General features: G+C 58.9%; 26 protein-coding genes and 1 pseudogene. 8 read left to right on the forward strand and 19 right to left on the reverse strand.

The window, feature by feature from the left end; genetic code table 11:
- Window positions 1-20: 20 nt before the first annotated feature.
- Entirely contained in the window at window positions 21-329 is a 309-nt protein-coding gene (locus tag QZR30_RS27430; RefSeq protein WP_046069216.1) for a PepSY domain-containing protein, read from the reverse strand.
- A 154-nt stretch (window positions 330-483) separates the two neighbouring features.
- Between QZR30_RS27430 and QZR30_RS27435 the strand changes: the two genes are divergently transcribed.
- Window positions 484-1,347, forward strand: a complete 864-nt coding sequence (locus tag QZR30_RS27435; RefSeq protein ID WP_056846838.1) for a sterol desaturase family protein — start codon at window positions 484-486, stop codon at window positions 1,345-1,347.
- Here the strand turns inward: QZR30_RS27435 and QZR30_RS27440 are convergent.
- Both QZR30_RS27440 and QZR30_RS27445 read right to left on the reverse strand, forming a co-directional pair.
- Window positions 1,339-2,004, reverse strand: a complete 666-nt coding sequence (locus QZR30_RS27440; protein ID WP_311904722.1) for a helix-turn-helix domain-containing protein — start codon at window positions 2,002-2,004, stop codon at window positions 1,339-1,341. The two genes, QZR30_RS27435 and QZR30_RS27440, sit on opposite strands and share 9 nt — an antisense overlap.
- Entirely contained in the window at window positions 2,005-3,132 is a 1,128-nt protein-coding gene (locus QZR30_RS27445) for a glycerophosphodiester phosphodiesterase family protein (RefSeq protein ID WP_046069214.1), read from the reverse strand.
- Window positions 3,133-3,364: 232 nt separating this feature from the next.
- Between QZR30_RS27445 and QZR30_RS27450 the strand changes: the two genes are divergently transcribed.
- Window positions 3,365-3,688, forward strand: coding sequence for a DUF2025 family protein (locus QZR30_RS27450; protein WP_046069213.1), 324 nt, complete (start codon window positions 3,365-3,367; stop codon window positions 3,686-3,688).
- 41 nt (window positions 3,689-3,729) lie between these two features.
- Here the strand turns inward: QZR30_RS27450 and QZR30_RS27455 are convergent, their stop codons facing one another.
- Together QZR30_RS27455 and QZR30_RS27460 are read right to left on the reverse strand one after the other, a co-directional pair.
- Window positions 3,730-4,050 carry an antibiotic biosynthesis monooxygenase family protein gene (locus QZR30_RS27455; protein WP_311904724.1) on the reverse strand — a complete coding sequence of 107 codons (321 nt, stop codon included), beginning with the start codon at window positions 4,048-4,050 and terminating at the stop codon, window positions 3,730-3,732.
- Entirely contained in the window at window positions 4,047-4,754 is a 708-nt protein-coding gene (locus tag QZR30_RS27460) for a CTP synthase C-terminal region-related (seleno)protein (RefSeq protein WP_311904726.1), read from the reverse strand. The genes QZR30_RS27455 and QZR30_RS27460 overlap by 4 nt, the downstream gene beginning before the upstream one ends.
- Before the next feature lie 80 nt (window positions 4,755-4,834).
- Between QZR30_RS27460 and QZR30_RS27465 the strand changes: the two genes are divergently transcribed.
- The gene (locus tag QZR30_RS27465; RefSeq protein ID WP_056846842.1) at window positions 4,835-5,719 is read left to right on the forward strand and encodes a LysR family transcriptional regulator; all 885 of its coding nucleotides are present in this window, start codon (window positions 4,835-4,837) and stop codon (window positions 5,717-5,719) included.
- Here QZR30_RS27465 and QZR30_RS27470 read toward each other — a convergent pair.
- From QZR30_RS27470 to QZR30_RS27485, 4 genes are all read right to left on the reverse strand, one after another.
- On the reverse strand, window positions 5,716-6,234 hold the full coding sequence (locus tag QZR30_RS27470; RefSeq protein WP_046069209.1) for a DUF1003 domain-containing protein: 519 nt from the start codon (window positions 6,232-6,234) through the stop codon (window positions 5,716-5,718). The genes QZR30_RS27465 and QZR30_RS27470 overlap by 4 nt on opposite strands.
- 76 nt (window positions 6,235-6,310) lie before the next feature.
- Window positions 6,311-7,630, reverse strand: a complete 1,320-nt coding sequence (locus QZR30_RS27475; RefSeq protein WP_056846843.1) for a methyl-accepting chemotaxis protein — start codon at window positions 7,628-7,630, stop codon at window positions 6,311-6,313.
- Window positions 7,631-7,892: 262 nt separating this feature from the next.
- Entirely contained in the window at window positions 7,893-8,951 is a 1,059-nt protein-coding gene (locus QZR30_RS27480) for a diguanylate cyclase (RefSeq protein ID WP_311904728.1), read from the reverse strand.
- A gap of 187 nt (window positions 8,952-9,138) precedes the next feature.
- The gene (locus tag QZR30_RS27485; RefSeq protein WP_046069206.1) at window positions 9,139-9,765 is read right to left on the reverse strand and encodes a TetR/AcrR family transcriptional regulator; all 627 of its coding nucleotides are present in this window, start codon (window positions 9,763-9,765) and stop codon (window positions 9,139-9,141) included.
- 122 nt (window positions 9,766-9,887) lie between these two features.
- Here QZR30_RS27485 and QZR30_RS27490 point away from each other — a divergent pair, with 122 nt between their 5' ends.
- The 4 genes from QZR30_RS27490 (at window position 9,888) to QZR30_RS27505 (ending at window position 14,119) form a co-directional block, all read left to right on the forward strand.
- The gene (locus QZR30_RS27490) at window positions 9,888-10,946 is read left to right on the forward strand and encodes an MBL fold metallo-hydrolase (protein ID WP_056846844.1); all 1,059 of its coding nucleotides are present in this window, start codon (window positions 9,888-9,890) and stop codon (window positions 10,944-10,946) included.
- 108 nt (window positions 10,947-11,054) lie between these two features.
- The gene (locus QZR30_RS27495; RefSeq protein WP_311904730.1) at window positions 11,055-11,780 is read left to right on the forward strand and encodes a hypothetical protein; all 726 of its coding nucleotides are present in this window, start codon (window positions 11,055-11,057) and stop codon (window positions 11,778-11,780) included.
- A gap of 201 nt (window positions 11,781-11,981) precedes the next feature.
- On the forward strand, window positions 11,982-13,433 hold the full coding sequence (locus QZR30_RS27500) for an amidase family protein (RefSeq protein ID WP_311904740.1): 1,452 nt from the start codon (window positions 11,982-11,984) through the stop codon (window positions 13,431-13,433).
- 125 nt (window positions 13,434-13,558) lie between these two features.
- Window positions 13,559-14,119, forward strand: a complete 561-nt coding sequence (locus QZR30_RS27505; protein WP_311904732.1) for an AAA family ATPase — start codon at window positions 13,559-13,561, stop codon at window positions 14,117-14,119.
- Here the strand turns inward: QZR30_RS27505 and QZR30_RS27510 are convergent.
- The 7 genes from QZR30_RS27510 to argH form a co-directional block, all read right to left on the reverse strand.
- Window positions 14,049-14,429 carry a helix-turn-helix domain-containing protein gene (locus QZR30_RS27510; protein WP_311904734.1) on the reverse strand — a complete coding sequence of 127 codons (381 nt, stop codon included), beginning with the start codon at window positions 14,427-14,429 and terminating at the stop codon, window positions 14,049-14,051. The genes QZR30_RS27505 and QZR30_RS27510 overlap by 71 nt on opposite strands.
- A gap of 105 nt (window positions 14,430-14,534) precedes the next feature.
- Window positions 14,535-15,482: a hypothetical protein gene (locus QZR30_RS27515; protein ID WP_046069202.1), complete on the reverse strand. Its 948-nt coding sequence runs from the start codon at window positions 15,480-15,482 to the stop codon at window positions 14,535-14,537.
- 53 nt (window positions 15,483-15,535) lie between these two features.
- Entirely contained in the window at window positions 15,536-16,705 is a 1,170-nt protein-coding gene (locus QZR30_RS27520; RefSeq protein ID WP_311904736.1) for an MFS transporter, read from the reverse strand.
- Window positions 16,706-16,856: 151 nt separating this feature from the next.
- A complete protein-coding gene (locus QZR30_RS27525) occupies window positions 16,857-17,678 on the reverse strand; it encodes an ABC transporter substrate-binding protein (protein ID WP_056846849.1) in 822 nt (273 codons plus the stop codon).
- A 25-nt stretch (window positions 17,679-17,703) separates the two neighbouring features.
- The gene (locus tag QZR30_RS27530; RefSeq protein WP_034108897.1) at window positions 17,704-18,468 is read right to left on the reverse strand and encodes an amino acid ABC transporter ATP-binding protein; all 765 of its coding nucleotides are present in this window, start codon (window positions 18,466-18,468) and stop codon (window positions 17,704-17,706) included.
- Between the two features lie 24 nt (window positions 18,469-18,492).
- The gene (locus tag QZR30_RS27535) at window positions 18,493-19,371 is read right to left on the reverse strand and encodes an amino acid ABC transporter permease (protein WP_046069199.1); all 879 of its coding nucleotides are present in this window, start codon (window positions 19,369-19,371) and stop codon (window positions 18,493-18,495) included.
- Window positions 19,372-19,464: 93 nt separating this feature from the next.
- The gene (gene argH / locus QZR30_RS27540) at window positions 19,465-20,892 is read right to left on the reverse strand and encodes an argininosuccinate lyase (protein WP_046069198.1); all 1,428 of its coding nucleotides are present in this window, start codon (window positions 20,890-20,892) and stop codon (window positions 19,465-19,467) included.
- Window positions 20,893-21,085: 193 nt separating this feature from the next.
- On the opposite strand from argH, the gene QZR30_RS27545 reads away from it, so the two are divergent.
- The gene (locus QZR30_RS27545) at window positions 21,086-22,045 is read left to right on the forward strand and encodes a LysR family transcriptional regulator (protein ID WP_311904739.1); all 960 of its coding nucleotides are present in this window, start codon (window positions 21,086-21,088) and stop codon (window positions 22,043-22,045) included.
- Window positions 22,046-22,137: 92 nt separating this feature from the next.
- Here the strand turns inward: QZR30_RS27545 and QZR30_RS27550 are convergent, their stop codons facing one another.
- The 3 genes and pseudogenes from QZR30_RS27550 to QZR30_RS27560 all read right to left on the reverse strand — a co-directional run.
- Complete coding sequence (locus QZR30_RS27550) at window positions 22,138-22,785, reverse strand: HAD-IB family hydrolase (RefSeq protein WP_046069196.1); 648 nt, start codon at window positions 22,783-22,785, stop codon at window positions 22,138-22,140.
- A gap of 72 nt (window positions 22,786-22,857) precedes the next feature.
- Window positions 22,858-23,031: pseudogene (locus tag QZR30_RS27555) on the reverse strand (HNH endonuclease); the annotation flags it as partial.
- A gap of 62 nt (window positions 23,032-23,093) precedes the next feature.
- Window positions 23,094-23,328: ribonucleotide-diphosphate reductase subunit beta (locus tag QZR30_RS27560; RefSeq protein ID WP_010208297.1), on the reverse strand; the 235-nt coding region annotated here is incomplete at its 5' end.

Consider the following 23,328-nt stretch of genomic DNA (forward strand, 5'->3'; position numbering starts at 1 on the left):
TTGTTTTGTAGAGCGTGGTCTCAAGTATCGAGCTTGTCTTCCAGCACAGCGCCGGTCTTGGCGTCGAGCTTCACTTCAAATTGCTTGCCGGCGGTATCGGTCAGTTCAACTTCGTAGACCAGCACGCCGCTGTTGTTGTGGTCCAGCTCGGTGTCGTTGATAGTGGCACCGGCGTGTTTAGCCACGGCGGCAGCGTTGAGTTTGTCGAAAGGCATCACCGCACCGGACTTGAGCAGGCCTTCGATATGATCCGGACGAACATCGGCCTGGGCCAGGCCGGCGGTCAAGGTCAGGGCAGTGGCAGCGAAAAAGGCAGTCAGAGTTTTCATGGTGTGTCCTTCTGGGTTGAGCTGTTTAAGTGGCCTCAGGTTATCCCGTGCAACTTAACTCACGCTTAATTATTTCAAACAGTTGCGCAGTTTATTCAATCCAAGACGGATGCAGGATTTCATGCTGAGGCCTCACCAAAAAAGGGAGACTCGGATGAAACGGTTAGTCAGTTGGCTCTATGCGCCCGCATGCTTGTTGGGGTTTGTCGGATGGGGGCTTTACCAGCCCCGATGGCTACTGGTGATATTCGCGGTGGCGGTGGCGGTGTCGTTTGTGGTGGAACTATGGCTGCCCTACGAGCCACAGTGGAATCGCAGCCTTGGCGATCGCTGGCGCGATACGTTGCATGCGTTGATCAACGAAAGCTTGAATGTTGTGGGTTTGTTGGTCCTGCCGGGCCTTACGGCGCTGCTGGCATTCGAGGGGCTATGGCCACGAGGCTGGCCGCTGTGGGAGCAACTGTTGATGGCGATCTTCCTGGCCGATGCCGGGATTACCTTGATGCATTACGCCAGCCACCGCATCGCGCCTCTGTGGCGGTTGCACGCGGTGCATCACAGCGTGCAGCGGCTTTATGGTTTCAATGGTTTGATGAAACATCCTTTGCACCAGTTGCTGGAAGCAACGGCGGGCCTGCTGCCACTGATCATGCTGGGGATCCCGCTGGAGGTCGCGCAGTTGTTGGCCCTGGCCATCGCCGTTCAGTTGCTGCTGCAACATTCCAACGTGGATATGCGCCTGGGGCCGCTGCGCTGGGTATTCGCCTGGGCGCCGGTGCATCGGTTCCACCACATGAAATACGGCCGCGCAGGGGATGTGAATTTCGGCCTGTTCTTCAATTTGTGGGATTGGCTGCTGGGCACGGCGTTTTATCGCAAAGGCTATCGCATAGGGCCGGGGGATTTGGGTATTGGCAGTCGGCCGCAATTCCCCGTGGCCTATGCGGCTCAGTTGCGTGACCCGTTCCTGGCAGTTCGCCTGGCCAAGGAGCCGCCGCTGCCAGACGACCTACGTTAGGAACTGTACTTGCAGTTGGCGCAAGGACGCGCCCGCCGTCACCCCGAACAAGTGCTTCATCGTCCGCGAAAAATGCGCCGAATCAGCAAACCCCGCGCCATGAGCTGCCTCAGTCAGTGTGCTGCCGGTAAGGGCCAGTTGCAGGGCAATGCGCAACCGCCGCCACAATACGAGGCGACGTATGGGAACACCCAGTTGATCGGTGAACAGACGCTCCAGTTGGCTCAATGACAGATGCGCCGCTGCGGCCAACGCCTGGGCCGATACCTTGCCGACCAGTTGCTGATCAAGGGCGGTGAGTGCGCGTTCGATACGTGGGTCGTCAAGGCGTCGTCGGGGCAGCCTGAGCAGGGCCTGCGGGGATAAATCGCCGTCTGCCAGCAGTTGCTGCAATGGCTGTATGTCAAAGATCATGGGCTCGGCATACAACGCCCACACCTCACCCTCTGTCTCAAGGATGGCGTGGTCGTGACGCGAAGGAATAAACAGGCGATGGGCTGTGGTGACATGACCATCAAGGCTGACCGTGATCGGCGCGCCGGGGCAGAACATCAATTGGTGTGCGTAGTGTGCATGGGGCGCGGTGCGCCCCAGCTCGCCGAGCACCAGCCCGTGGTCACGCCCCAACCACAGGCGGCCTGACCATTCGGGCTTCACTCAGTACTTATGGTCGTTGAGCAGGTCCTGCACGCTGGACGACGGCCAGCGCTTGTAGAACTTCAACAGTTCGGCGGCGCGGTTGGTAAAAATACCGTCGACGCCAGCCTTCATCACTTTGTCGAAGTCCACCGGCTCATCCACGGTGTACACATGCACCAGCAGGCCCTTGTCGTGGGTCAGCTTGTTCATTTCGGGTTTCACCAGGTCTGTATAGCTCTGGTCACCGTGGTCGGTCAGCTCAGCCGACGGGCCGGTGCCGATGGCGCCGAGGCTCTTGGCTTGGTCGACCCATTTTTCGAACTCGGCGGCATCCTTCGGCTCTTGCTTGGCGTAGTAGGCGGCCTTGGTCGGTTCACCGGATTCGGCGAAGGTCACTTTGGATTTGGGTTCGATGCTGCCTTCGCCGACCCACAACAGCAGGATCTTCGGCGTGTTCGGCATTTCCTTCTGCAGCTCCTTGAGGCTGGAAACCTCGAAGGTCTGCAGTACCACGCGGCCCTTGCCCTGGCCGACACCGGTGTTGCTCTTGCCCAGCTTGGAGCCGGCGGAGCTCAGCCAGCCCTTGTCCAGCAGCTTGTTTTTCAGGTCGGCTTCGATGCCCGGGAATTGCTTGGGCTCCTTGGTCTCGATGTAAAGCCCGGGTTTGTGCGACGGGTTGCCTTCGGCGATCTTGATGATGTCGTCCAGGCTGAGGATTTTCAGGCCGACGAAGCCTGGACGCGCGCGGTCCGGGTAGGCCGCGTTGAACCAGCTGCCGGCGTCGAGGCTTTGCAGTTCTTTCCAGGTGAATTCGTTGGCTGGCGCATCTTTGCGCTCGGGGAACTTGGTGGCCACGTCGGTGGTGCGCTGCAGGTTGTTGTCGTGCAGGGCAAACAGCACGCCGTCCTTGCTGCGTTGCAGGTCCAGTTCCAAATAGTCGGCGCCCAGGTCGCGTGCAACTTTGTAGGCGGCGGCGGTGGACTCCGGCGCGTCGTAGGAAGCGCCACGGTGAGCGATTACGGCAGGGTAGGGAATGCCTTCGTTTGTCGCCAATTCAGCCGGGCTGACTGGGTCGGCAGCCTGAGCCTGGCCGAGGCCGAGCATCAACGCCAGCAGCAAGGCGCTCTTGGTAAACGTGACAGGCATATGCGAAGTCCTTTCGTGGAGGTAGCTTTGAGAAGACGTCCTTTTTAACAATTGATTGCGAAAGGCGCTATCACCAAACCGACATTAACGTGCGCGCAGTCCAATTTTGTCGGTTTTTTTTGGGGACATTGCAGTATTCTTGGCCGTAGCTGCCTCACTAGAGGGCGGTATTTTTTGCCACGCGTGTAAACCATCTTTCCAGTCCCTGTGGGACTTTTCAGTGAGGTTTACCATGCGCATCACTTCCGAGCTTATCTGCCAGGCCGCCGACCAACTCCATGGCTTTGTCGGCCTCAATCGCAAGACTGGCCAGTACATCGTGCGTTTCAGCGAAGATGCCTTCGGCATGGACGTGGCCGATGACGGCATTATCCCTACCGCCGAATTCGTCTGGCTGCCCGCCGCCGACCACACCATGACCCTGTGCCGTGCACGCATACAGTTGCTGCTGGATCAGAATATCGATGACCGCATCAACATCACCGAACCGTTGCGGGTGTACATGCGTCGGGTGGAGATCCCGCAGATCAGTGCGTTGCGCAGTTTGGTGAGCTGACTGATCAACCTGCCTGGGCGCTCCTACCGGATGGAAACCTCTCAATTTGAGAATGAGTAGGCCCGCTCCACCTTGCACACCCGTGTATGAAACGCCGTGTACCAGGTGGTGCGTCCTTGCTCACGCACCTGTCGATGTTCGGCCTGTTGCTTCCACGCCAGGATCGCTGCCTCGTTGGCCCAGTAGGACACGGTGATGCCCAACCCCTCTTCCCGCGCCGACTCCACGCCGAGAAACCCCGGTTGCTGCTGTGCCAGTTCCAGCATGCGTGCGGCGGCCTCGCCATAACCCTGGTCGGCGTCGGTACGCAGTGAGCTGAAAATTACCGCGTAATAAGGCGGGGCGGGTGTCTTGGCGATCATGCCGATGCACCTCGGCAAGCTTTGAGCAAAGCCAGTGCAAAGGGTGGGGTGATGCCCTTCAGCGCGGCGCGTTCGGGCTGGAACAGGGTGGCGACGAAGAACGGATGGTCGAGCAACTCCACCGCACGCAGGTCGCCCGCCGAATCATGACCGCTGGGAATCAGGTTGCCTGCCAGCAGCGCGTCGGCAAACGTTGGATTGATGCCGTAGCGGCATCGATAACCTTCGTGGATGTCCACGCTGGCGTAGGCTTGGGCAATGTGCGTGTAAGGGGACAGGCGCACGGTGTCGTTCACCTCTACCAGGGAGCAGTTCAGTGGCGCGATGACGGCGCGTTCTGCATCCGGGGCCAGCTCGCCATGCTCGGCATCTGCCCAGCCGAGTACGTTGCGGGCATATTCCAGCACGGCATGTTGAAAGCCACCGCAAGTGCCGAGGAAAGGGCGTTTTTGCTCGCGGGCAAAACGGATCGCCCGCAGTGCGCCCTCGGTGTCGCGATAGGGGCTGGCCGGTACGCACCAGAAGCCGTCAAACCCGTGCAGGGCAGAGGTGCAGGTGAGTGTGTCGGTGTCGAGCCATTGCACATGGACGCTCAGGTCCAGTGCGGCGGCGGCCTGCTGCAGAGCCAGCGGGATAGCCTGGTGGGCGATCACATCAGGGTTGTAGTCACCGATCAGGGCGAGGTGCAGAGCGGGGGTTGTCATCGTGTACGTCCCTTGGCTTGTAGTGGGCTGATACGCACTATAGATTGGCGTTCACGCAATCAATATTGGCGTTTGCCCATATGCTCAATGCAGCCACGCACTATCAAATCGACTACCCCGACCTGTCATTGATCCTTGCCCTGGTGCGTGGCGGCACCCTGGTGCGGGCGGCTGCGTTGTTGAGGGTAGACGTGTCCACGGTATTCCGTGCGGTGCGGCGGCTGGAGGCGGCACTGGGCCAGACCCTGTTTGAAAAAAGCCGCGCCGGTTACTTGCCCACCAGCCTGGCGAGCAACCTGGCGCAACAGGCCGAACGGGCAGAACTCGCACTGGAGGCTGCGCGCATAGGTGTGGAGCAGGGCGGCGAGGTAATCAGCGGCACCGTGCGCCTGACCTGCACCGACGCGGTATTACAAGGCTTGCTGCTGCCGGCCCTGGCGCAGTTCATGCCGGCCTATCCAGCGTTGACCCTGGAACTGAGCACATCCAATGACTTCGCCAACCTCAGCCGGCGTGATGCGGATATCGCCCTGCGCCTGACCAGCAAGCCGCCGGAGCATCTGGTCGGACGTTGCCTGGGGACCGTGACGTACCAAGTGTGTGCCAGCGCTGACTACGCCCGTCGGCATGCAGGGCAGGATCTGGCCGACCTGGCCTGGATCGCACCGGATGACTTTTTGCCCGACCACCCCACCGTGGCCTGGCGCCGTGAGCATTTGCCGGGCGTGCGCCCCAGTTACCGCTGCAACAGCATGCAGTCGGTGACTGAACTGGTGCGTGCCGGGCTGGGCGTGGCGGCGTTGCCGGATTTTCTAATGGGCGATGGCTTGCTACCACTGGGCCCTGCGTTGGCGGGGCACGACACCGCGCTGTGGCTGTTGACGCGCCCGGATTGCCGGGCGTTGCGTTCGGTGGTGACGCTGTTTGATGAGTTGGGGCGGCATGTGCGCGGGTTGCGACCTTAGGCTTTACGCACAAATTGTTCATGCATTTCACACGTCAGGGTTTCGATGCGCTCGGTCAGTTGCTTGGTCATTTCCGTCAACCGGGTGTTCTGCTCCAACAGTTCCATCAGTTGCTTGGTGGTTTGTGCTGCCTGGGCCTGGCGTTCGGTATTGGCGGTGGCGAGGGCTTCACGGTGCTGCGCGTCGGCGTCGGACTGGGCTTTGTCCCGGGCGGCCTGGCGCGTCTGCGCGAGCAGTATCAGCGGCGCCGCGTAGGCCGATTGCAGGCTGAAGGCCAGGTTGAGCAGGATGAAGGGGTAGACGTCAAAGTGAGTGACGCCGGTCATGTTCAGCACCACCCACAACACCACGATCGCGGTTTGTGCGCCGAGGAAGGTCGGGGTGCCAAAAAAGCGCGCAAAGGCCTCGGCCTTGAGGGCAAAAGTGTCGTTGCCGAAGGTCGGTGCCAGGTGCGCGTGACCTCGGTGGAAACGCAGGTGGTCAGTGGGGGCGGCGTCTGGCTTGTCTGGGGTCATGGCGGGCTCGGATCCTTGGCGTAAAGACAGCCAACACTATAGACCGAGCCCCCCAGGCACACACATGAATAACCGGTCAGCGATTGCCCCGCTCATTGGCAAAGGCGCTCACCGCCTGCACCGCTTCGCCGGTGCCTTCGCGAATCTGCAGGATCACCGTGCCCGCCTGGTTGGCCAGGTCTACGCCCTGAGCCGCGCGGTCGCGAGTGGCGTCCATGCTGTCGATGGCTTGGCGGGTTTCTTCCTGGATCATGGCGATCATCCCGGAAATCTCCGCAGTGGAGCCACTGGTGCGCGCCGCCAGTTGCCTTACTTCATCGGCGACCACGGCAAAGCCACGGCCTTGCTCGCCGGCGCGGGCGGCTTCAATGGCGGCGTTGAGCGCCAGCAGGTTGGTCTGGTCGGCAATGCCACGAATGGTATTGACGATGGCGGTGATCTGCTGCGAGCGCTCGCCGAGTTTGGCGATCAGTTGCGAAGAGGTGTCGATATCCTGAGCTATTTCGCGCATGCCGCTGGCCGTTTTCTGAATCACTTCGGCGCCTTTTTCGGCCATGTCCTGGGTGTTCAAAGACAGGTGATAAGCCTGTGCCGCGCTCTGTGCATCAGCGGCATGTTGTTGCACGCGGGCGGTCACGTCCGAGGCAAACTTCACCACTTTGCACAAGCGCCCGCTGGCGTCGTACACCGGGTTATAGTTGGCTTCGAGCCACACCACCTGGCCGTTTTTATCCACTCGCTCGAACTGGCCGTTGAACAGCTCGCCCTGGTTCAGGCGATTCCAGAACTCGGCGTAGGCGGCACTGCTGGCCAGCTCCGGTTTGCAGAACAGGCGGTGATGCTTGCCCTGGATCTGCGCCAGGCTGTAACCCATGCGCTGCAGGAAATTCGCGTTGGCGCTGATGATGGTGCCGTCGAGGTTGAACTCGATCATCGCCATGGCGCGGTCGATGGCTGCAAGCTTGGCGTTGGCCTCACTTTCGGCCTGCAGGCGCGGGGTCACGTCCATGGCGTACTTCACCACTTTAATCACGCGACCGGCTTCATCCCGCACCGGGTTATAGCTGGCTTCCAACCACACCGATGCGCCATTGGCGCCCACCCGTTCGAAGGTGCCCGACTGGAATTGGCCGTTGCGCAAGTGCGTCCACAGCTGGTTGTACTCGGCGCTGCGGGCGAATGCGGGCGTGCAGAACATCCGATGGGGCTGGTCCAGGATTTGTTCGGCGCGATAACCCATGGTCTTGAGGAAGTTGTCATTGGCCCGCAGCACGTTGCCTTGCAGGTCGAATTCGATGACGGCCATGGAGCGTTCGATCGCGTCCAGCAGGCTGGCTTGTTGGGCAATACGGTGTTGCAGGGCGTTGATGGTTTTCTTGTGGGCGTTGAATAGCATGTTAGAGAGCTCGGGCATGCAAGCATATGCGATATCCATGTATTTGCGCCTGACCCCGTAGGGCTCCGGGCCGTACGGTTGACTTGCTCATTGCCAGCTTCCTGGTGCTGACAGAGGGGGGGAACAACGGTCTCAGAGTAATCAGCCTGCCAAGAAGTTCGCCCGTTGGGCAGGACCATTATTGGGCAGGCGACCAATGGCGGCATTATGCTATTGCGGCAGGTGGGCGGCGTTAGATTCGGACGAGGTGTTATCGGATAACTCAGGCTGGATAGGTGGCTAGCCAGTCGCTGGTCTTGACGCGGTCACGGCCGCTGTCTTTGGCGGCATACAGCGCGAGATCCGCGGCGTTGAGCCACGCGACCGCATCGTTGAAAGAGGAATGGAAGTCCGCCAGGCCAATGCTCAGGCTGACGCGCAGCTCAGGGATTTGCGGATGGCGATAGTTACCGAAAGTTTCGCGGAGTCGCTCCATGACTTGCGCCGCTTCTTCCAGCGGCATCCTCGGAAGGATCACACAGAACTCATCGCCTCCATAGCGGCCGGCCAAGTCGTCTGCTCGCAGGTGTTGGCGCAGCTCGTGGCTCAACTGGCGAAGTACCGTATCCCCGACGGTGTGGCCGTGGATGTCATTGATGTTTTTGAAGTGATCGATATCGATCAAGGCGATGGTCGCCTGGCCTTGTTGCTGCTGGCATTTATGGAATTTGAGATTGAGCAGGTCTTTCCACGAACCATGGTTGAGCAGGCCGGTAAGACTATCGATGCGGCTCAGGGCGCTGAGGGCGCGTTTATGGTCCGACAGTTTAATCGCCAGCTGATAGCAGACCATGCCGATGGCCATCGGGTAGAGCGTCAGCATCGGCAAGCAGGTGTAGACCTCAATGAGGCTGACACCGGGGTCGAACTTGATCCCGAACAGGCCCCAGACCACCGCGATACCGGCCGCCTGCGCCAGCAGCCCGAGCAGGAACAGGCGTTTGCCGCCGGCGGCGACATTGTTCATGGCCATCATCGACAGGATGGTGACGGTTGTCAGTGGTGAGAACTGGGTGGCGGCCGCCCAGAAACCGCCGGCCAACGAGTCATACAACAGGTTGCGTTGCTCGGCCTGGTAGGGGAACGGCGAGCGAGTTGATAGCTGGTACGCCACATGCGCCCAGGCCAAGCCATTGAACAACAGCAACGCCCAGACCCAAGCGGGCATGGACAAGGGGTACAACGCGCCAACCACGCTGATGCTGCCGATGCCAAGGCCGATAATCCTTGGCTTGTAGATACGCCTGGCAAATGAAAGCCCTTTGCCTCGTCTGTTTTCCATAGTGTCCTGGGTCAGCTGTTTTGTGCGGGTACAGTCGCATGCGTCAGCGGGCGGAACCGCTGATGGGAAAATGCGAGCGATTGTCGATTATTCCTGTGGGAATAATCAGTGTCCTTCTAGGCCATTTGCGCAAAACAGCGGGTGAATGCGCCAAATACGACTTGGAATGTCGCCCATGCAACAGGACTTAGTGCGCACGTGGCGCGCTGACTTCGTAGCCGGCGAGGAACAGGTCGATGGCCGACTCGATGACACCGGCTTGGGCGGCAGCGTCGAGGGTGGGCTGGCCGAGGGTTATCTGCGGCCAGAATGCGAAAGCCTTGAGCAGGCTCTGGATCTGGTGGGCAGCGAAAGCCGGGTCGGTACAGGTGAGGCGGCCGTCGTCATGGGCGGCGCGTACCCATTGGGTAAAGCCTTCCTCTCGCGCGCTCAGGCGGTTGACCATGTCTTGCGCGCGGTCCGGCGAATGGATGGTGGCAGCGATAGCCACACGTGCCAGGTCGAGGAAGTTGGTGTCCGACATCATCTTCATTTTTGCTTCCAGCAACCTGCGCAGTTGATCGCGCAAAGGGCGGTCGCTGGCGTAGTTCACATCCAGTTGCGCAACGCTGCTGGCCCATAGCTGGTGGAGAATCTCGGCGAACAGCTCTTCCTTGCTGGGGAAGTGGTTGTACACAGTGCGCTTGGAAACACCGGCAGTGGCGGCGATTTTGTCCATGCTGGTGACCTCGAAGCCGTTCTCGCGAAATTCGGCGATCGCCGCAGCCACGATGGCTTCGCGTTTACGCTCGGTGAGGCGCTTGGGAGCAGTCATGGATAGCATTCGACTCAAAATGGAAATTACACTCGGCAGTTTACTTGCTCCGGCTTTTGTTGCAATCTAGAAACTACACTGTGCAGTGTAATTCTTGAGCGGACCGTAGGAGTCACTCTGTAATGGCCACGATTTCAAACCGTCTCGACCCTGCGCCTGTGGCGCTCAAGCCTGCCGCGCAGGGCCAGGGGCATTTCAGCAATGACGCCCCGGTGCAGCACGGCGGCTTGGGCAAGACCCTGCGTATTTTCTGGAACATGCTGTTCAACAAGCCGCGTACTACACGGCCGGTGGGGCAGATTCCGGTGCAGCCCCTGACCCGTGAACAGTTGTTGGCCGCCCCTGATCACAGCGTGTATCGCCTCGGGCATTCGACCGTATTGCTGAAAATGCGCGGTAAATTCTGGGTCACTGACCCGGTATTCGCCGAGCGTGCCTCGCCATTCAGTTGGGCCGGCCCCAAGCGTTTCCACCAACCGCCCATCAGCCTTGAAGAGTTGCCACCCCTTGAGGCGGTTATTCTTTCCCACAACCATTACGACCATCTCGACCATAAGGCTGTGGTCCAATTGGCCGACAAGACAAACTACTTCCTGGCACCCCTGGGCGTCGGCGATACGCTGATCAAATGGGGAGTAGACGCCAGCAAAGTCCGCCAGCTGGATTGGTGGCAGGGCACCGAGGTGGACGGCATTCGTTTTATCGCCACCCCGGCGCAGCACTTTTCCGGACGTGGCCTGTTTGATAGCAACCAGACACTGTGGTGCTCCTGGGTAATGATCGACGATGCGCGCCGAATTTTTTTCAGTGGCGACACCGGCTACTTCGACGGTTTCAAACGCATCGGCGAGCAATACGGTCCGTTTGACCTGACCCTGATGGAAACTGGCGCTTACAACGTCGATTGGCCCCACGTACACATGCAGCCGGAGCAAACGCTGCAGGCGCATATCGACCTCAAGGGGCGCTGGCTGCTGCCGATTCACAACGGCACCTTCGACCTGGCATTCCACGCCTGGCACGAACCCTTCGACCGCATCATGGCCCTGGCCTGGGAACGCAACGTATCGATCACTACCCCGGCGATGGGGCAGGCGTTCCGCTTGAACCTGCCCGAGCGTGGGCATGCCTGGTGGTTGGAGGTGGAGCCTCAACTTGTGCAGGAGCGGGCACCAGGCTGAGCCAAGTGGATTAAGGAAAAGAGCTTTTCAGAGGGTTTCAGCCCTGCGACAAGCGTCAGACGAGGGTGCGATGATCTCCGGAAATTTTATTTCGGGGAGGATATTTCGATGGATAGCCATTGTAAGAAACTTTGGAAGATGGGTTTGCCTTGCGCCATCGGCCAGCCTTCACTCGTGCCCGTCAACGCTGCCGACGTTACTGCCCCATTGTTCAACGCCGCTCCGGTTTCTATCGTTTTTGGTGCCGGGCAACGCACGGGCGCTGCACTTGTGCCAGGGTATAACGCCCTGGCCCCCCAGATAAACCCGGTGCGTGACCCCGCGCTATCCCTTATCGCCATCAGTGGCATAGACCCTACTGAACCGGTGATGGTGGAGGTTCCCCTGGTATTGAATAACACCACATTCACCGCTTCACTGGAGCTGGCGGGGTATCGTCTCGGCTACGCCGAACGTTATGTGCAGGGCAAGCAGGCTGAACTCGTCGAACACAGTGCAGCCTTGCGCCGAGTCTTCGACACCTTGCGCCAGGCCGGTGCGCAATGGGTGGCGGTAGACGTGCAGCGCGACAGCGACAGCGGCCAGGCGGGTCGCGAAATTGACGAGCTGGTGGCTGGCCTTCGTCTTGATGCCTTGGTGTCAAACGATCCGAATGCTGGGTTTCATAACGCGTGCAGAAGCGGGTATCCCAGTATCTGTGAAACACTGGAGGATGGATCGAAAGTCTGGTTTTACGGCGCCCGTTGGGCGGGTGATCGCTTGACGGCCCTGTTGCGCGCTTACCGCGACCTACGTCCAAGGGTTCTATCGGAGCCTACGCCAGACGGGGAATGATAGGACGGCGTGGCAGGATTCGCCTGAAACAGTGCGCAGGCGGCGCTTCTTAGACTGGTGTGGGGTTATCGACCGATAACCCTCATACTCAGTCACGTAGAGAGGCACTTCATGATCGGACCCGTGTCGGCAGGCGGATGGGGGACAGGCTTGTTCCAGGAGCTTTCAAACCCACCGCAAGGCTTTAAGAGCGCCTGTCAAATGTCAGTGGAAATGGCCCAGGGAAGCGGTGTCACCGCGCAGTCGCTGTTGAAAGATTCGCTCAAGCAAATAGCCAACATTGATCGTGGGCTACAGGGCGGCAACGCGTTTTTGGAAACAAACCCGGATGCTCTCCGTGAGGCGAAGGCGCGTGATCAGGAGCGTGCCAACGGCCACGTGCGTGGGCATTTGCACGGCGTACCGATAGCGCTCAAGGATGTATTTGAAACCAATGATCGCATGCAGACCAGCGCAGGCTCGAAGGCCTTGGTTGGAGCGCCTGCAACTAGAAACGCCAAGGTTGTCGACAATTTGTTGAAGGCCGGGGTAGTGATTGTGGGTAAAACCAATATGAGCGAGTTGTCCAACTTTCGCTCTGAGTCGCCGGCTGATGGGTGGAGTTCCCGCGGCGGCCAGACGCTGAACCCGCATCGCCTGGGAGGGCAGGTGGCGGGCTCTAGTTCGGGTTCAGCAGTCGCTGTTGCCCAAGGGCATGTGCCTTTGGCCTTGGGGTTGGAAACCAACGGGTCGATTATCAGCCCAGCAGCCTACAACGGCGTCTTTGGTCTGAAAACAACGGTAGGACTGCTCAGTACCGAGGGCGTCATGACCAGTACACGCCTGGATGCGATCGGTACTTTCACCCGTAATGTCTGTGATGCGGCGGAAGCGCTCAACGCAATGACCGGAACCAATGCCTATACCGATGGCCTGCATGCCGACGCCCTGAAAGGTAAGCGAATTGGCTACACGCCTTTGCCTGAATTGTCCGAGGAGGAGGCCAAGGACCCGGCCAAACGCGCAGATCGCAAGCATTACGAAAAGGCGCTCGATGTGTTGAAGGACCAAGGTGCGATCCTGGTGCCGGTGAGGCCGTTGGAGGAGGGTGTCGCTGATGAGACTTACGAGCGTTACACCGAAGCGCTGTTCGCAGAGGTCAAGCAACAACTGGAAGACTACCTGGCTGGGCGAGAAGGTTTGCCTGTCAAATCACTTTCGGAGCTGATTGCTTTTATCAAGCGCAACCAGCAGCCCGGTGAGCCTGACCAGAAGCTGTTGGAACTGATCAACAACCTGGAAACGACTTCGGAACAGCGCGACAAGTTGTGGGAGGACATCCTTCCCATCTTTCAGAAAACCGTCGACGATCCAATAAAGGAACACAAACTCGACGCCATGGTGTCGAACTTCCTATCCCATAATTATTTCTTCAGTGCGGCAGCCGGCTATCCAGGCCTGTCGATTCCGTCTGGAATGGATGATGAAGGCATGCCGACCGCACTCTATTTTTATGGTTCGGGCAACAGCGAAGCCACCTTGCTCTCAGTCGCCTATGGTTATGAGCTAGCCTCGCAAGCGATCCAGAAACCGGCTTTTCTGCCAGGGGCTCCCTTCACGCCGGCCCCGATAGGCGCAGATGAAACTGTTGAGGTCTGCGCCACTGACGCGTGAGTTTGAATCCACCTCTGCTGGCTGATGCCCGCAGAGGTTGCCTAAGGGGTAACTTCAATTTCTCCGTTTCGCCATCGCAGGCATGACGCGGCCACCGGCTACACTCCATGCCAGGGGGGAAAGCCATGGACAGTTACAGAATCCACATCCTCGGCGCTGCGGGAGCCGGCACTACTACCTTGGGCAAGGCCCTGGCTGAACATTTGAACATTGCCTATTTCGACTCGGATTTCTATTACTGGCAGCAAACCCCGGAACCCTTCACCATCGCCCGACCCCGGGACGAACGCATTCAGCTACTGCAGGAACACACTGTAGGCCATGAAAGCTGGGTGCTGTCTGGCTCCTTGTGCGGCTGGGGCGACGCCATGATCCCGCAGTTCACCCACGTAGTGTTCCTGCGCCTGGACCCTGAGGTTCGCTTGCACCGCTTGCGACTGCGCGAGGTGGAGCGCTACGGCGAGCAGATCCTGGAAGGTGGCAGCCGTCACCAAAACAGCGTCGCATTCCTCGCCTGGGCGGCGCGTTACGATGCTGGCAATCACAGCCTACGCAGCCTGCGCCGGCACGAAACCTGGTTGAAACCATTGCGTTGCCCGGTGCTGCGGCTCGACTCTACGCGCCATTCGGTTGAGGCGTTGCTGAGTCAGTTGTTGCCGTTGTTGTGCCCAGCAACCGAGACATGAGGCCTCGGGGTTTGGGGTCGGCTGCTGATGTGTCAAACCGGCGCGCAGTCATGCCCCATCCCGGCGCGAAACCGGGGAAAAATACCAGCCCTTCAGCCTCGAGGCGAAACGCCAGGATCAAACGGGTTTGATCATCGATGTCGCCGTGGCCTTCCAATTGTTGAATCGCCTCTACCGCCACGCCCGCCTGGCGGGCCAGTTCTTCGCGGCTCCAGCCCAGCATGAGGCGGGCCTGCGCGCAGTGTTTGGCGGTGAATTGGTGCAGCACGATCTGCTGTTCTACGAAAGAGCTCATTGCCAGAGAGGACATGGGGGTTCTCCAGGTTCGACGGTTGAGGCGCAACTATACTGTGTTTTTGTACAGTTGTTTATACCGCTCATCATCTGGACGATTTCGCAGGCCTTCCAGCCGCCGTCACTCCAGCCCTGGCGCCTCCCGGATGATCAAGTGATCCAGGTTCTCGATATTCGCGCTGAATACCCCGAACGTTTGCTCGGGGTTTTTCTTGCTGGGCACCTGCTTGAGTTGCGGCGTAACCCCGTAGAAGAAGCAATACAGCGGCCGTTCGCTGCTGGCCGCCGCCTTGATCTGCTCCAGGAATGCGCTGCGCTTGCGATAGCCCTCGATGAGCTTTTTGCTCAGGTAGACGTTGACCGAGTACGGCTTCTTGTCGAGCCACACCTTCTTTTCGAAATCGATGCGAAAGCTGCTGGTGTAGTCTTTGATTTCCTTGATCTTGCCCCAGTAGATCAAGCCCTTGTTGTCTTGCAGGTATTCGATCTTCTTGAAAAACGCCCAGTAGGTCGCCGTGTGCTCACCGATCTTCAAGGGCATGGCCTTGAGCTTGTCCTTGTCATCGATGTTCGATACATAGCACTCCACCGGGTGGGCGAACACGCTGGTTTTGTCCGGGGTTGTGTCGCCGTCGTTGTGGGATGTCGTAAAACGGTTTAAAGGCGCTTTCGTTGGCTCTTGTGGGACGCTTTCATCGATGCCGACAACAGGCGTTTTACGTTGGTACTGACGGCGTGTCAGTACAAATTCCGATGGGAAATTGTCCTCGCGTTCGTCGTCATTTTCACCTGTCGCGTTTTTTTGGCTGCTGGCATAGCGGCAACCGTCGATATGTCGGGTGCCGGGTTTGTTCTTGAAGTGCGGCGTGCGCAGGTAGTTGACGTTCTTGGCGTTGAAGGTACTCAACACATTGTTTGCATCGAACGCGGCGCGGCAGACGTCGTTGGGGCAGAGGAAGCTGTCCTTGTCGGAATCGAAATCGGCGGTTTCGTCGAAATTCAGCTCTCGAACATCGTAGATCGACAATTTGTCATCGAGACTCAGGCTGTAGGCCGTGTCGAATTTCATGGGCTCGGGTCCGTGAGAAGTTTCGCTATTAATAGCGGGATCCCAGCTAAATATCAGCAAGAACCTGCTACGCGCCGCCCGCTCAAGAAACACAGGGTGCCGCCCATGGCGGTGAGTGCCGCCAGCGCGTAGAACATGCTGGTCGGTGCAGCGTTGATCAGCAAATAGCCACAAATCACCGGACTCATCGCTCCACCGAACGCTGCCAGGTTTTGTGCGCCGTAGTAACTGCCCCGTAGCGCATCCGGCGCAATGGTGTCGATAAACAGGAACTCAGAAGGGTAGATGATCATTTCACCCAAGGTGAACACGAACATCGCCAGGCACCAGGTGACCAGGCTGTCGGCCTGGCTGAACCCCATCAACCCGCCGATAAACAGCAAGGTGCCCAGCACGATCCAATGGCGCAACTGCTCACGCTTGAGGAACCGGCCGATCTGGTACTGCATCAAAATCACCGTTACCGCGTTGCAGGCCAGCACCGCAGACAGAATTTTCAACGCCTGCTCAGGTTTGTAGGCCACCAGCAAAAACTGTGACAGATACAGGGTGTAGCGGCCATGGACAATGGTGCTCAACAAGCTGCCGCCAGTGAACAGTATCAATGTGCGGTCGTTGCGCAACGTGTGCAGGGTGCTGAGGAAACTCTGAGGTTTATGGCTGTCATCCCGTTGGGTCGGTGCAATGCCGATCATCAGGAACAGGCTGCCAAAGGCAATGGCGCTGGCGATCAGGAAAGGCGCCCAGGGTAACTGTCCGGCGATCACCACACCCAGCATCGGGCCGGTTGCGTAGCCGACGTTGGTCAGGGTGTAGCGCAGGGAAAATACCTTGGCGCGATCACCTACCGGCAGGTTCTCGCTGATGATCGCCTTGGAGCCGATCAGGAACAGCGCCGACGCGGCTTCAGTGATCACCAGGGTCAGGGTGGTGAGGTAGAGGTTGCTGGCAAAGGTCAGCAACAGAAAACCGATGGAGCTGGAGAGCATGGCCAGGATCAGCAGTTTGCGCTTTTCCAGGCGGTCGATGATGTAGCCGCCGTACAAACCCAGCAACGTGGCGATGAACACGGCGGTGCCCATCAACAGGCCGATGTCCTGCTGGTCGAGGCCCAGGCGTGTGCTCAGCCAGAGGGCCAGCAACGGGCTGGTCATGGCGCGGCTGACCACGATGGTCACCGAGCAGATCAGCAGGCGGCGGATTACCAGGGAATAGGTGGCCACGATGGGGAGAGCGTCCTAGTTATTACTTAAAGACAATACAGGTCAAATGTGGGAGGGGGCTTGCTCCCGATGGCGATACATCAGACAAGCGTCAGGTGACTGAACCATTGCTATCGGGAGCAAGCCCCCTCCCACATTTTTTGACCGTGGTTTACTGGCCGGAATTGATGGTGATTTTTTCCACCGCACCCTGCTCCAGATCCCACTTCTTCAGGATCTTGCCGTAGGTCCCATCGTCAATCATCCCCTGTAATGCCTCACTGATCGCCGTGACCAACTCGGTATTGCTCTTCTCAATCCCAAGCCCGGTGAATTGCTTGGAAATCGCCTGACCCACCGGCTTGTACTTCCCCTTATCCAGCGACATCAGATAAGGAATGGTCTCGCTGCCCTGCATCGCCGCATCCAAACGGTTCTGCTGCAACTGCGCCCGCGCATCCGCCGAGCCTTCAGTGCCGATCACCACAATCGCCGGCTTACCCGCTGCTTCGCAGTTTGCCTTGCTCCACGCGGTAATTTCCGACGGCCAGGTGGTACGGCGGCTGGTGCCGACTTTTTTACCGCACAGGTCGGTCAACTCCTTGAGGTCTTCACGTTTGGCCAGTGTGTAGAGCTGCGGGCCGCTGGTGAAGTAGTCGATGAAGGTCACGGCCTTCTGACGCTCGGCCGTGTCGGTCATGCCCGACAACACGATGTCGACGCGCTTGGTGGTCAGGCCGCTGAGCATCTGCTCGAAGCCGGTTTCCTGCCACTTGATCTTTACGCCCAGACGTTCGGCAAGAGCGTTCCCCAGGTCAAAGTCCAGACCGGTGAGTTTGTTGGTGGCCGGGTCCTTGAAATCCATCGGCGGATAGTTCGGCACGATGGCCGCGCTGATCTCGCCTTTGTCCTTGATGGCCGCCGGCAATGCCGCAAAAACAACGGTGGAGGCCATCAGGCCTGCGAGCAAGGTGGGGATAAACATTTTTTTCATGGGGGCGTTCTCGTTAGTTTTTTAGTTAAGTGCGAACGGCAGAAATAAAGCTTTGGGTACGCGGGTTTTGTGGGCTTATTAGAATTTCTTCCGGGCTGCCGGCCTCCACAATCTGGCCGGCGTCCATAAACACCATGCGGTTGGAGACTTCGCGGGCAAAGCCCAACTCATGGGTGACCACGATCATGGTCATGCCGGTGGTGGCCAAATCGCGCATCACCGACAGCACTTCGCCTACCAGTTCCGGGTCGAGGGCTGACGTGGGTTCGTCAAACAACATCAGCTTGGGGCGCATCGCCAGCGCACGGGCAATCGCCACGCGTTGCTGCTGCCCGCCGGACAACTCCACCGGGTAGGCATTGCGCTTGTCCGCCAGGCCGACGCGGGCCAGCAGCTCCAGGGCATCTTCGATGGCTTCCTTGGGTGAGCGCTTGAGCACCTGGCACGGGCCTTCGATGATGTTTTGCAACACGGTCATGTGCGGGAACAAATTGAAGCGCTGGAACACCATGCCGGTCGCCAGGCGTTGGCGGGCGATCTGCACTTCATTCATCTCATGCAGCTTGTTGCCCACCACCCGGTAACCGACCAGCTCGCCATCGACCCACAGGCCGCCCTTGTCGATTTTTTCCAACTGGTTGACGCAGCGCAGCAACGTGCTTTTACCCGAGCCGGATGGGCCGATGATGCACATCACTTCGCCTTGCTCGACCTCGATATTGATGTCACGCAGCGCGTGATACTGGTCGTAATACTTGTTCAGGTTGACGGCCTTGACGATGCTTCTCATGGGGCAAATCTCCTCAACCCAGGCTTACGAACGCTTGCCGGCGCCGCGGGCAAAACGACGCTCGAGGCGGCTTTGACCAAATGAAAGAACGGTCACCACCGCCAGGTACCAGATACCTGCCACCATCAGCAGCTCCATGACTCGGGCATTGGCGTAGTAGATGTTTTGCGCGTTGTGCAGCAGCTCTGAATACTGGATCACGCTGGCCAGGCTGGTCATTTTCACCATGCTGATGAACTCGTTGCCTACCGGAGGAATGATCACCCGCATGGCCTGCGGCAGAATGATCCTGCGCAGCGCCTGCAGGCTCGGCATGCCGATGGACTTGGCGGCTTCGTACTGGCCGGTATCCACCGACAGCAAACCGGCGCGCACCACCTCGGCTGTATACGCGCCCTGGTTGATACTCAAACCGAGCAGGGCGGCCACGAACGGCGTCATCAGGTCGACGGTGTCGATGCTGAACAGGCCGGGAATCGCGATCACCGGGAAAATCAGCGCCAGGTTGAACCACAGCAGCAACTGCAGAATCAGCGGCGTGCCGCGAAACAGCCAGGTGTAGGTGATAGCCACGTAGCGCAGGATCGGGTTGGCCGACATGCGCATGATTGCCGTGATCACACCGATCACCACGCCCAACGCCATCGCCAGGATCGACATGATGATGGTATTGGCCAGGCCCCACAGGATCGCCTCAGACGTCAGAAATTGCCCGATGTAAGACCATTCGATCTGGCCGTTGGCGAATGCGCGTAACAGCGCAACCAATACGATCACGATCAACGTGGCAAAAAACATCCGCCCGTAATAACGCCGCGGCACGTGTTCGTACTGGGTGATATCGAACTGGTTCTCGGACAGCTTGCGCTCTATTTCCAAGCGCTCGGCCGGGGTTTGGTTCATGGTGATTCTCCAAAACTATTAACGCTCTAACTGCTGTAACGCGGTCCAAATGTGGGAGCGGGCTTGCTCGCAAACACCACAAATCTCTCTGCCTTAAATCCTGAATCCCTGATAACGCTCAACCCATTCCTGCTGAGCCGCCAACGCCACCTTTAACCGCCCAATCTGCTCGCGAACCCGCTCCGGCGCCGTCCCACCCCAGCCACTGCGCGCCGCAATGGCCGCTTCCAGGGTCAAGCAGTCGCGCACTTCGGGCGTAAGCCGCGCATCCACCTCAGCCAACATCGCCGGTGAGGCTTCCCACAACTCAATTTCATGCTTCTCACAGGCTTGCACCAAGGCGCCGGTAATCTCGTGCGCCTCTTTGAAGGGCACGCCACGGTTCGCCAACCAATCCGCCACTTCCGTCGCCAAGGTAAAACCCATCGGCGCCTGACGCCGCAGCTCGTCGACCTGCACCTTCATGGTCGCCACCATCCCGGCCATAGCCGGTAACACCAGCAGCAAGGTGTCCACACTGTCCAGCACACTGTGCTTGTCTTCACTCAAATCGCGGTTGTACGACAGCGGCAAGGATTTAAGCGTCGACATCAACCCGGTCAGGTTGCCAATCAAGCGGCCGGCCTTGCCCCGTGCCAACTCGGCAATATCCGGATTCTTCTTCTGCGGCATGATCGAACTGCCGGTAGCGTAGGCATCATCCAACACCACCCAGCGAAACTGGCGCGACGACCACAGGCAAAACTCCTCCGACAGCCGTGAAATATTCACCCCGAGCATGCCCGCCACAAACAGGAATTCCGCCACATGATCACGGCTGGCCACCGCGTCGATGGAGTTTTCGCACGGCCCGGTGTAGCCCATTTCCTTAGCCGAATTCTCTGGCTGGCGTGCAATCGCCGAGCCGGCCATCGCCGCCGCGCCCAAGGGCGACAACGCCGTTCGCGCATCCCAATCCACCAAGCGCTGTACATCCCGCAACATCGACTGCGCATGGGCCAGCAAGTGATGGGCGAATACAATCGGTTGCGCCTGCTGCAAGTGGGTAAAGCCGGGGCAGATACTCTCGATATGCTGCTCGGCCTGCGCCACCAACGCTTGCTGCAAACCCAACACCTCGGTGGTGATGGTGCGCGCATGGTCGCGTAGGAAAAGGCGCAAATCGTTGGCCGTCTGGTCATTGCGCGAACGTCCGGCGCGCAACTTGCCGCCCAGGGCTCCCAGGCGCTCGGTCAATACACGTTCGATAAAGGTGTGCACGTCCTCGTCATCCAGGGTCGGATGCAGGCGGCCGGCGGCGAAATCATCACCGATACGGTCCAGGGCTTCGAGGGTCCGCAGGGTCTCCGACTCATCCAGCAACCCTGCGCGCTGCAACTCCCGGGCATGGGCACGGGAGCCGGCCAAATCGTAGGGTGTCAGGCGGAAATAGCGCTCAGGGCAACGGGATAACGCCGCCAAGGCGGCAGACGGACCGGTCTTGAAACGAGCGCCCCAAAGGCGGTCGGTGGGCTGGGACATGGGTGTTCCTCACGCTTGTTTTTAGAAGAGTCGGAGGCAGTAACAACAGAATTTCAGCGATGCAGAACCAGCGTCTGACGCGCCGTATTCATGGTTGCCAAGGGCGGATGTTTATGTTCATTATCGCCGCCTGGCTATGTTCAAGGATTGGGTTGAAGCCTGTTGAATATGGCACTTGAGGTCAACGCGTATTATGGAAACTCCACTTTCCACTTCTGGAAACCTGCCACCCAAACCCGGCACAAGGCCGCCCCTGCAACTGAGTGGTTTGGACTTCAAACTGCTGCGGGTATTTATGGCCGTGGTCGAAGCCGGTGGTTTCAGCGCCGCGCAAAACGAATTGAATGTGGGCCTGGCGGCGATCAGCAAACAGATCTCCGACCTCGAGATTCGCATCGGCATGCGCCTGTGTACACGGGGCCGGGAAGGCTTCGGGCTGACCGAAGAAGGCAAGTTGGTGTATCAAGCGTCCATCGAGTTATTCACCTCGGTGGACAGTTTTCGCGACAAGCTTAGTTCGGCTCAAAATGAGCTGATTGGCGACCTTAGTGTCGGCGTTATTGATAACACCGTTTCTGACGTTAATTCCCCGCTGATTGCCGCTTTGGGGAACTTACATCGGCAATCGCCAAAAATAAGATTACGCCTACATGCCTCGCAACTGGACGAAGTTGAACGCGGCGTCGTCGAAGGCCGCCTGATCGTCGGCATCGTTCCCGTGTACCAGCGCCGTGAAGAGTTCGACTACTTCCCGCTCTACGAAGAAAAGGCCCACGCCTACTGCGCCGTAGAACACCCGCTGTTCACTGCGAGCGATATTACGCCCGAAGTCTTGCGCCACTATGAGGTGGTGAATCATCGGTATGCCATCCATCGCGAAAAGGCCACCTTCGTCAACTACGACAGCCAGTCAGCCTCTGCCTCCCAGGTTGAAGCCGTCGCCATCCTGATCCTCACCGGCCGCTTTATCGGTTTCCTGCCCGAGCACTACGCCACGCCACTGGTAAGGGAAGGGCGCCTGCGCGCACTGTGCCCGGAGCAGGTCCACCTGAGCACCGTGTTCAACCTGATCCTGCGCCACAACGCGCCGAGAAGCCCGATGGTAAAAGCCTTCGCAACAGCCTTGGGCGTGGACCTAAAGGCGCCGATCTAAGCCCCGCCAAAGATCAAATGTGGGAGGTGTCGAGCTTTAGCGAGGCTCCGATGGGATCGCTTCGGTCCCCCCGCCAACCCCACCCACCCGCATCACCGCTGCAACCGGGTCCGCTTTTTCTTCTTCGCATGAAAATGCCGAAAATGCGCATCCTGCGCTGCCGCCAACAACTCCCGATCCCCCCGCGTATCGCCCCAGGCCCGCAGCCGATACTCGCCCAAATCCCCATACACCGCCTCAAGCCGCAGTACCTTGTTCTCACAACGGCAGTTATTTCCGGTGAGCTTACCGGTCAACACCCCGTCGACCACCTCAAGCTCAGTCCCAATCAACTTGATCCCAAGCCGATCGGCAAACGGCTGCAACACCAACGCCGGCGACGCCGAGCACAACGTCACCACCGCCCCCGAGCCCAACTCCTGCTCCACCGACAACACCCCAGCCGGGCGCATCAACCGCGCCCAATTGCGCTGGCAATACTCCTCGGCCTTCTGCTGCACCCAGCTCTTCTCCACCCCGGTCATAAAGGTGCGGATCAACTGCGCTTTCAACTCATCCCGGCTGATCTGCCGCACCAAAAAGCGCAGTCCAGGTACCGCCAGCTTGACCATCCGGCCATAAAACTCACCGGGGCCAAAGGCAAACTTGAGGAAGGGCACGAAACTGTCGTGGTGGGTGAGGGTGCCGTCGAAGTCAAAGACGGAGAGTACTTTGGCGTCAACGGGGCCGGCTTCGAGCATGTCTGGGTTCACGGGTTGGCCTCGGTCCTATCTAGTATTTTTTGTGCATGCATCAGGTGTGACAGCAGGAGTCTACTCCCGTGCCAATCTTCCGATTTTGGCGTAAAGCCCTTCGGTGAAGGTGTCCCGATCACTCGACCGGTGACAACGCTGATGACAGTTGGGGCACAAGGCTACAGCATTGGTGATGCGATCCGAACCCTTCTGGGAAAGGTGCTTGACGTGATGTGCTTCAAAAAGTGGCAATTGAACGCGCATAAAAAAGCCCTGAGCAAGTCAGGGCTTTATGGTGTTGTTCGGCTCAGGAATCAATCCCAGCTCAACGCCCCACCCGTCTGATACTCGATCACGCGGGTTTCGAAGAAGTTTTTCTCTTTCTTCAAGTCCATAATCTCACTCATCCAAGGGAACGGGTTAGTCGTCCCTGGATACTCTTCCTTCAAACCAATCTGCGACAGACGACGGTTAGCGATGAACTTCAAATAGTCCTCCATCATCGCCGCGTTCATGCCCAGCACGCCACGCGGCATGGTATCCCGCGCA

The organism is Pseudomonas sp. rhizo25 (assembly GCF_031931935.1).
Taxonomy (GTDB): Bacteria; Pseudomonadota; Gammaproteobacteria; order Pseudomonadales; family Pseudomonadaceae; genus Aquipseudomonas; species Aquipseudomonas synxantha.

Excerpts from the sequence above, each read along its gene's own strand:
- QZR30_RS27515 (WP_046069202.1), bottom strand. The coding sequence starts at position 15,482 with ATGAAATTCGACACGGCCTACAGCCTGAGTCTCGATGACAAATTGTCG.
- QZR30_RS27495 (WP_311904730.1), top strand. The coding sequence starts at position 11,055 with ATGGATAGCCATTGTAAGAAACTTTGGAAGATGGGTTTGCCTTGCGCC.
- QZR30_RS27470 (WP_046069209.1), bottom strand. The coding sequence starts at position 6,234 with ATGACCCCAGACAAGCCAGACGCCGCCCCCACTGACCACCTGCGTTTC.
- QZR30_RS27430 (WP_046069216.1), bottom strand. The coding sequence starts at position 329 with ATGAAAACTCTGACTGCCTTTTTCGCTGCCACTGCCCTGACCTTGACC.
- QZR30_RS27530 (WP_034108897.1), bottom strand. The coding sequence starts at position 18,468 with ATGAGAAGCATCGTCAAGGCCGTCAACCTGAACAAGTATTACGACCAG.
- QZR30_RS27550 (WP_046069196.1), bottom strand. The coding sequence starts at position 22,785 with ATGCTCGAAGCCGGCCCCGTTGACGCCAAAGTACTCTCCGTCTTTGAC.
- QZR30_RS27510 (WP_311904734.1), bottom strand. The coding sequence starts at position 14,429 with ATGTCCTCTCTGGCAATGAGCTCTTTCGTAGAACAGCAGATCGTGCTG.
- QZR30_RS27505 (WP_311904732.1), top strand. The coding sequence starts at position 13,559 with ATGGACAGTTACAGAATCCACATCCTCGGCGCTGCGGGAGCCGGCACT.
- QZR30_RS27455 (WP_311904724.1), bottom strand. The coding sequence starts at position 4,050 with ATGATCGCCAAGACACCCGCCCCGCCTTATTACGCGGTAATTTTCAGC.
- QZR30_RS27500 (WP_311904740.1), top strand. The coding sequence starts at position 11,982 with ATGTCAGTGGAAATGGCCCAGGGAAGCGGTGTCACCGCGCAGTCGCTG.
- QZR30_RS27465 (WP_056846842.1), top strand. The coding sequence starts at position 4,835 with ATGCTCAATGCAGCCACGCACTATCAAATCGACTACCCCGACCTGTCA.
- QZR30_RS27490 (WP_056846844.1), top strand. The coding sequence starts at position 9,888 with ATGGCCACGATTTCAAACCGTCTCGACCCTGCGCCTGTGGCGCTCAAG.
- QZR30_RS27450 (WP_046069213.1), top strand. The coding sequence starts at position 3,365 with ATGCGCATCACTTCCGAGCTTATCTGCCAGGCCGCCGACCAACTCCAT.
- QZR30_RS27475 (WP_056846843.1), bottom strand. The coding sequence starts at position 7,630 with ATGCTATTCAACGCCCACAAGAAAACCATCAACGCCCTGCAACACCGT.
- QZR30_RS27460 (WP_311904726.1), bottom strand. The coding sequence starts at position 4,754 with ATGACAACCCCCGCTCTGCACCTCGCCCTGATCGGTGACTACAACCCT.
- QZR30_RS27435 (WP_056846838.1), top strand. The coding sequence starts at position 484 with ATGAAACGGTTAGTCAGTTGGCTCTATGCGCCCGCATGCTTGTTGGGG.
- QZR30_RS27480 (WP_311904728.1), bottom strand. The coding sequence starts at position 8,951 with ATGGAAAACAGACGAGGCAAAGGGCTTTCATTTGCCAGGCGTATCTAC.
- QZR30_RS27535 (WP_046069199.1), bottom strand. The coding sequence starts at position 19,371 with ATGAACCAAACCCCGGCCGAGCGCTTGGAAATAGAGCGCAAGCTGTCC.
- QZR30_RS27545 (WP_311904739.1), top strand. The coding sequence starts at position 21,086 with ATGGAAACTCCACTTTCCACTTCTGGAAACCTGCCACCCAAACCCGGC.
- QZR30_RS27525 (WP_056846849.1), bottom strand. The coding sequence starts at position 17,678 with ATGAAAAAAATGTTTATCCCCACCTTGCTCGCAGGCCTGATGGCCTCC.
- argH (WP_046069198.1), bottom strand. The coding sequence starts at position 20,892 with ATGTCCCAGCCCACCGACCGCCTTTGGGGCGCTCGTTTCAAGACCGGT.
- QZR30_RS27445 (WP_046069214.1), bottom strand. The coding sequence starts at position 3,132 with ATGCCTGTCACGTTTACCAAGAGCGCCTTGCTGCTGGCGTTGATGCTC.
- QZR30_RS27485 (WP_046069206.1), bottom strand. The coding sequence starts at position 9,765 with ATGACTGCTCCCAAGCGCCTCACCGAGCGTAAACGCGAAGCCATCGTG.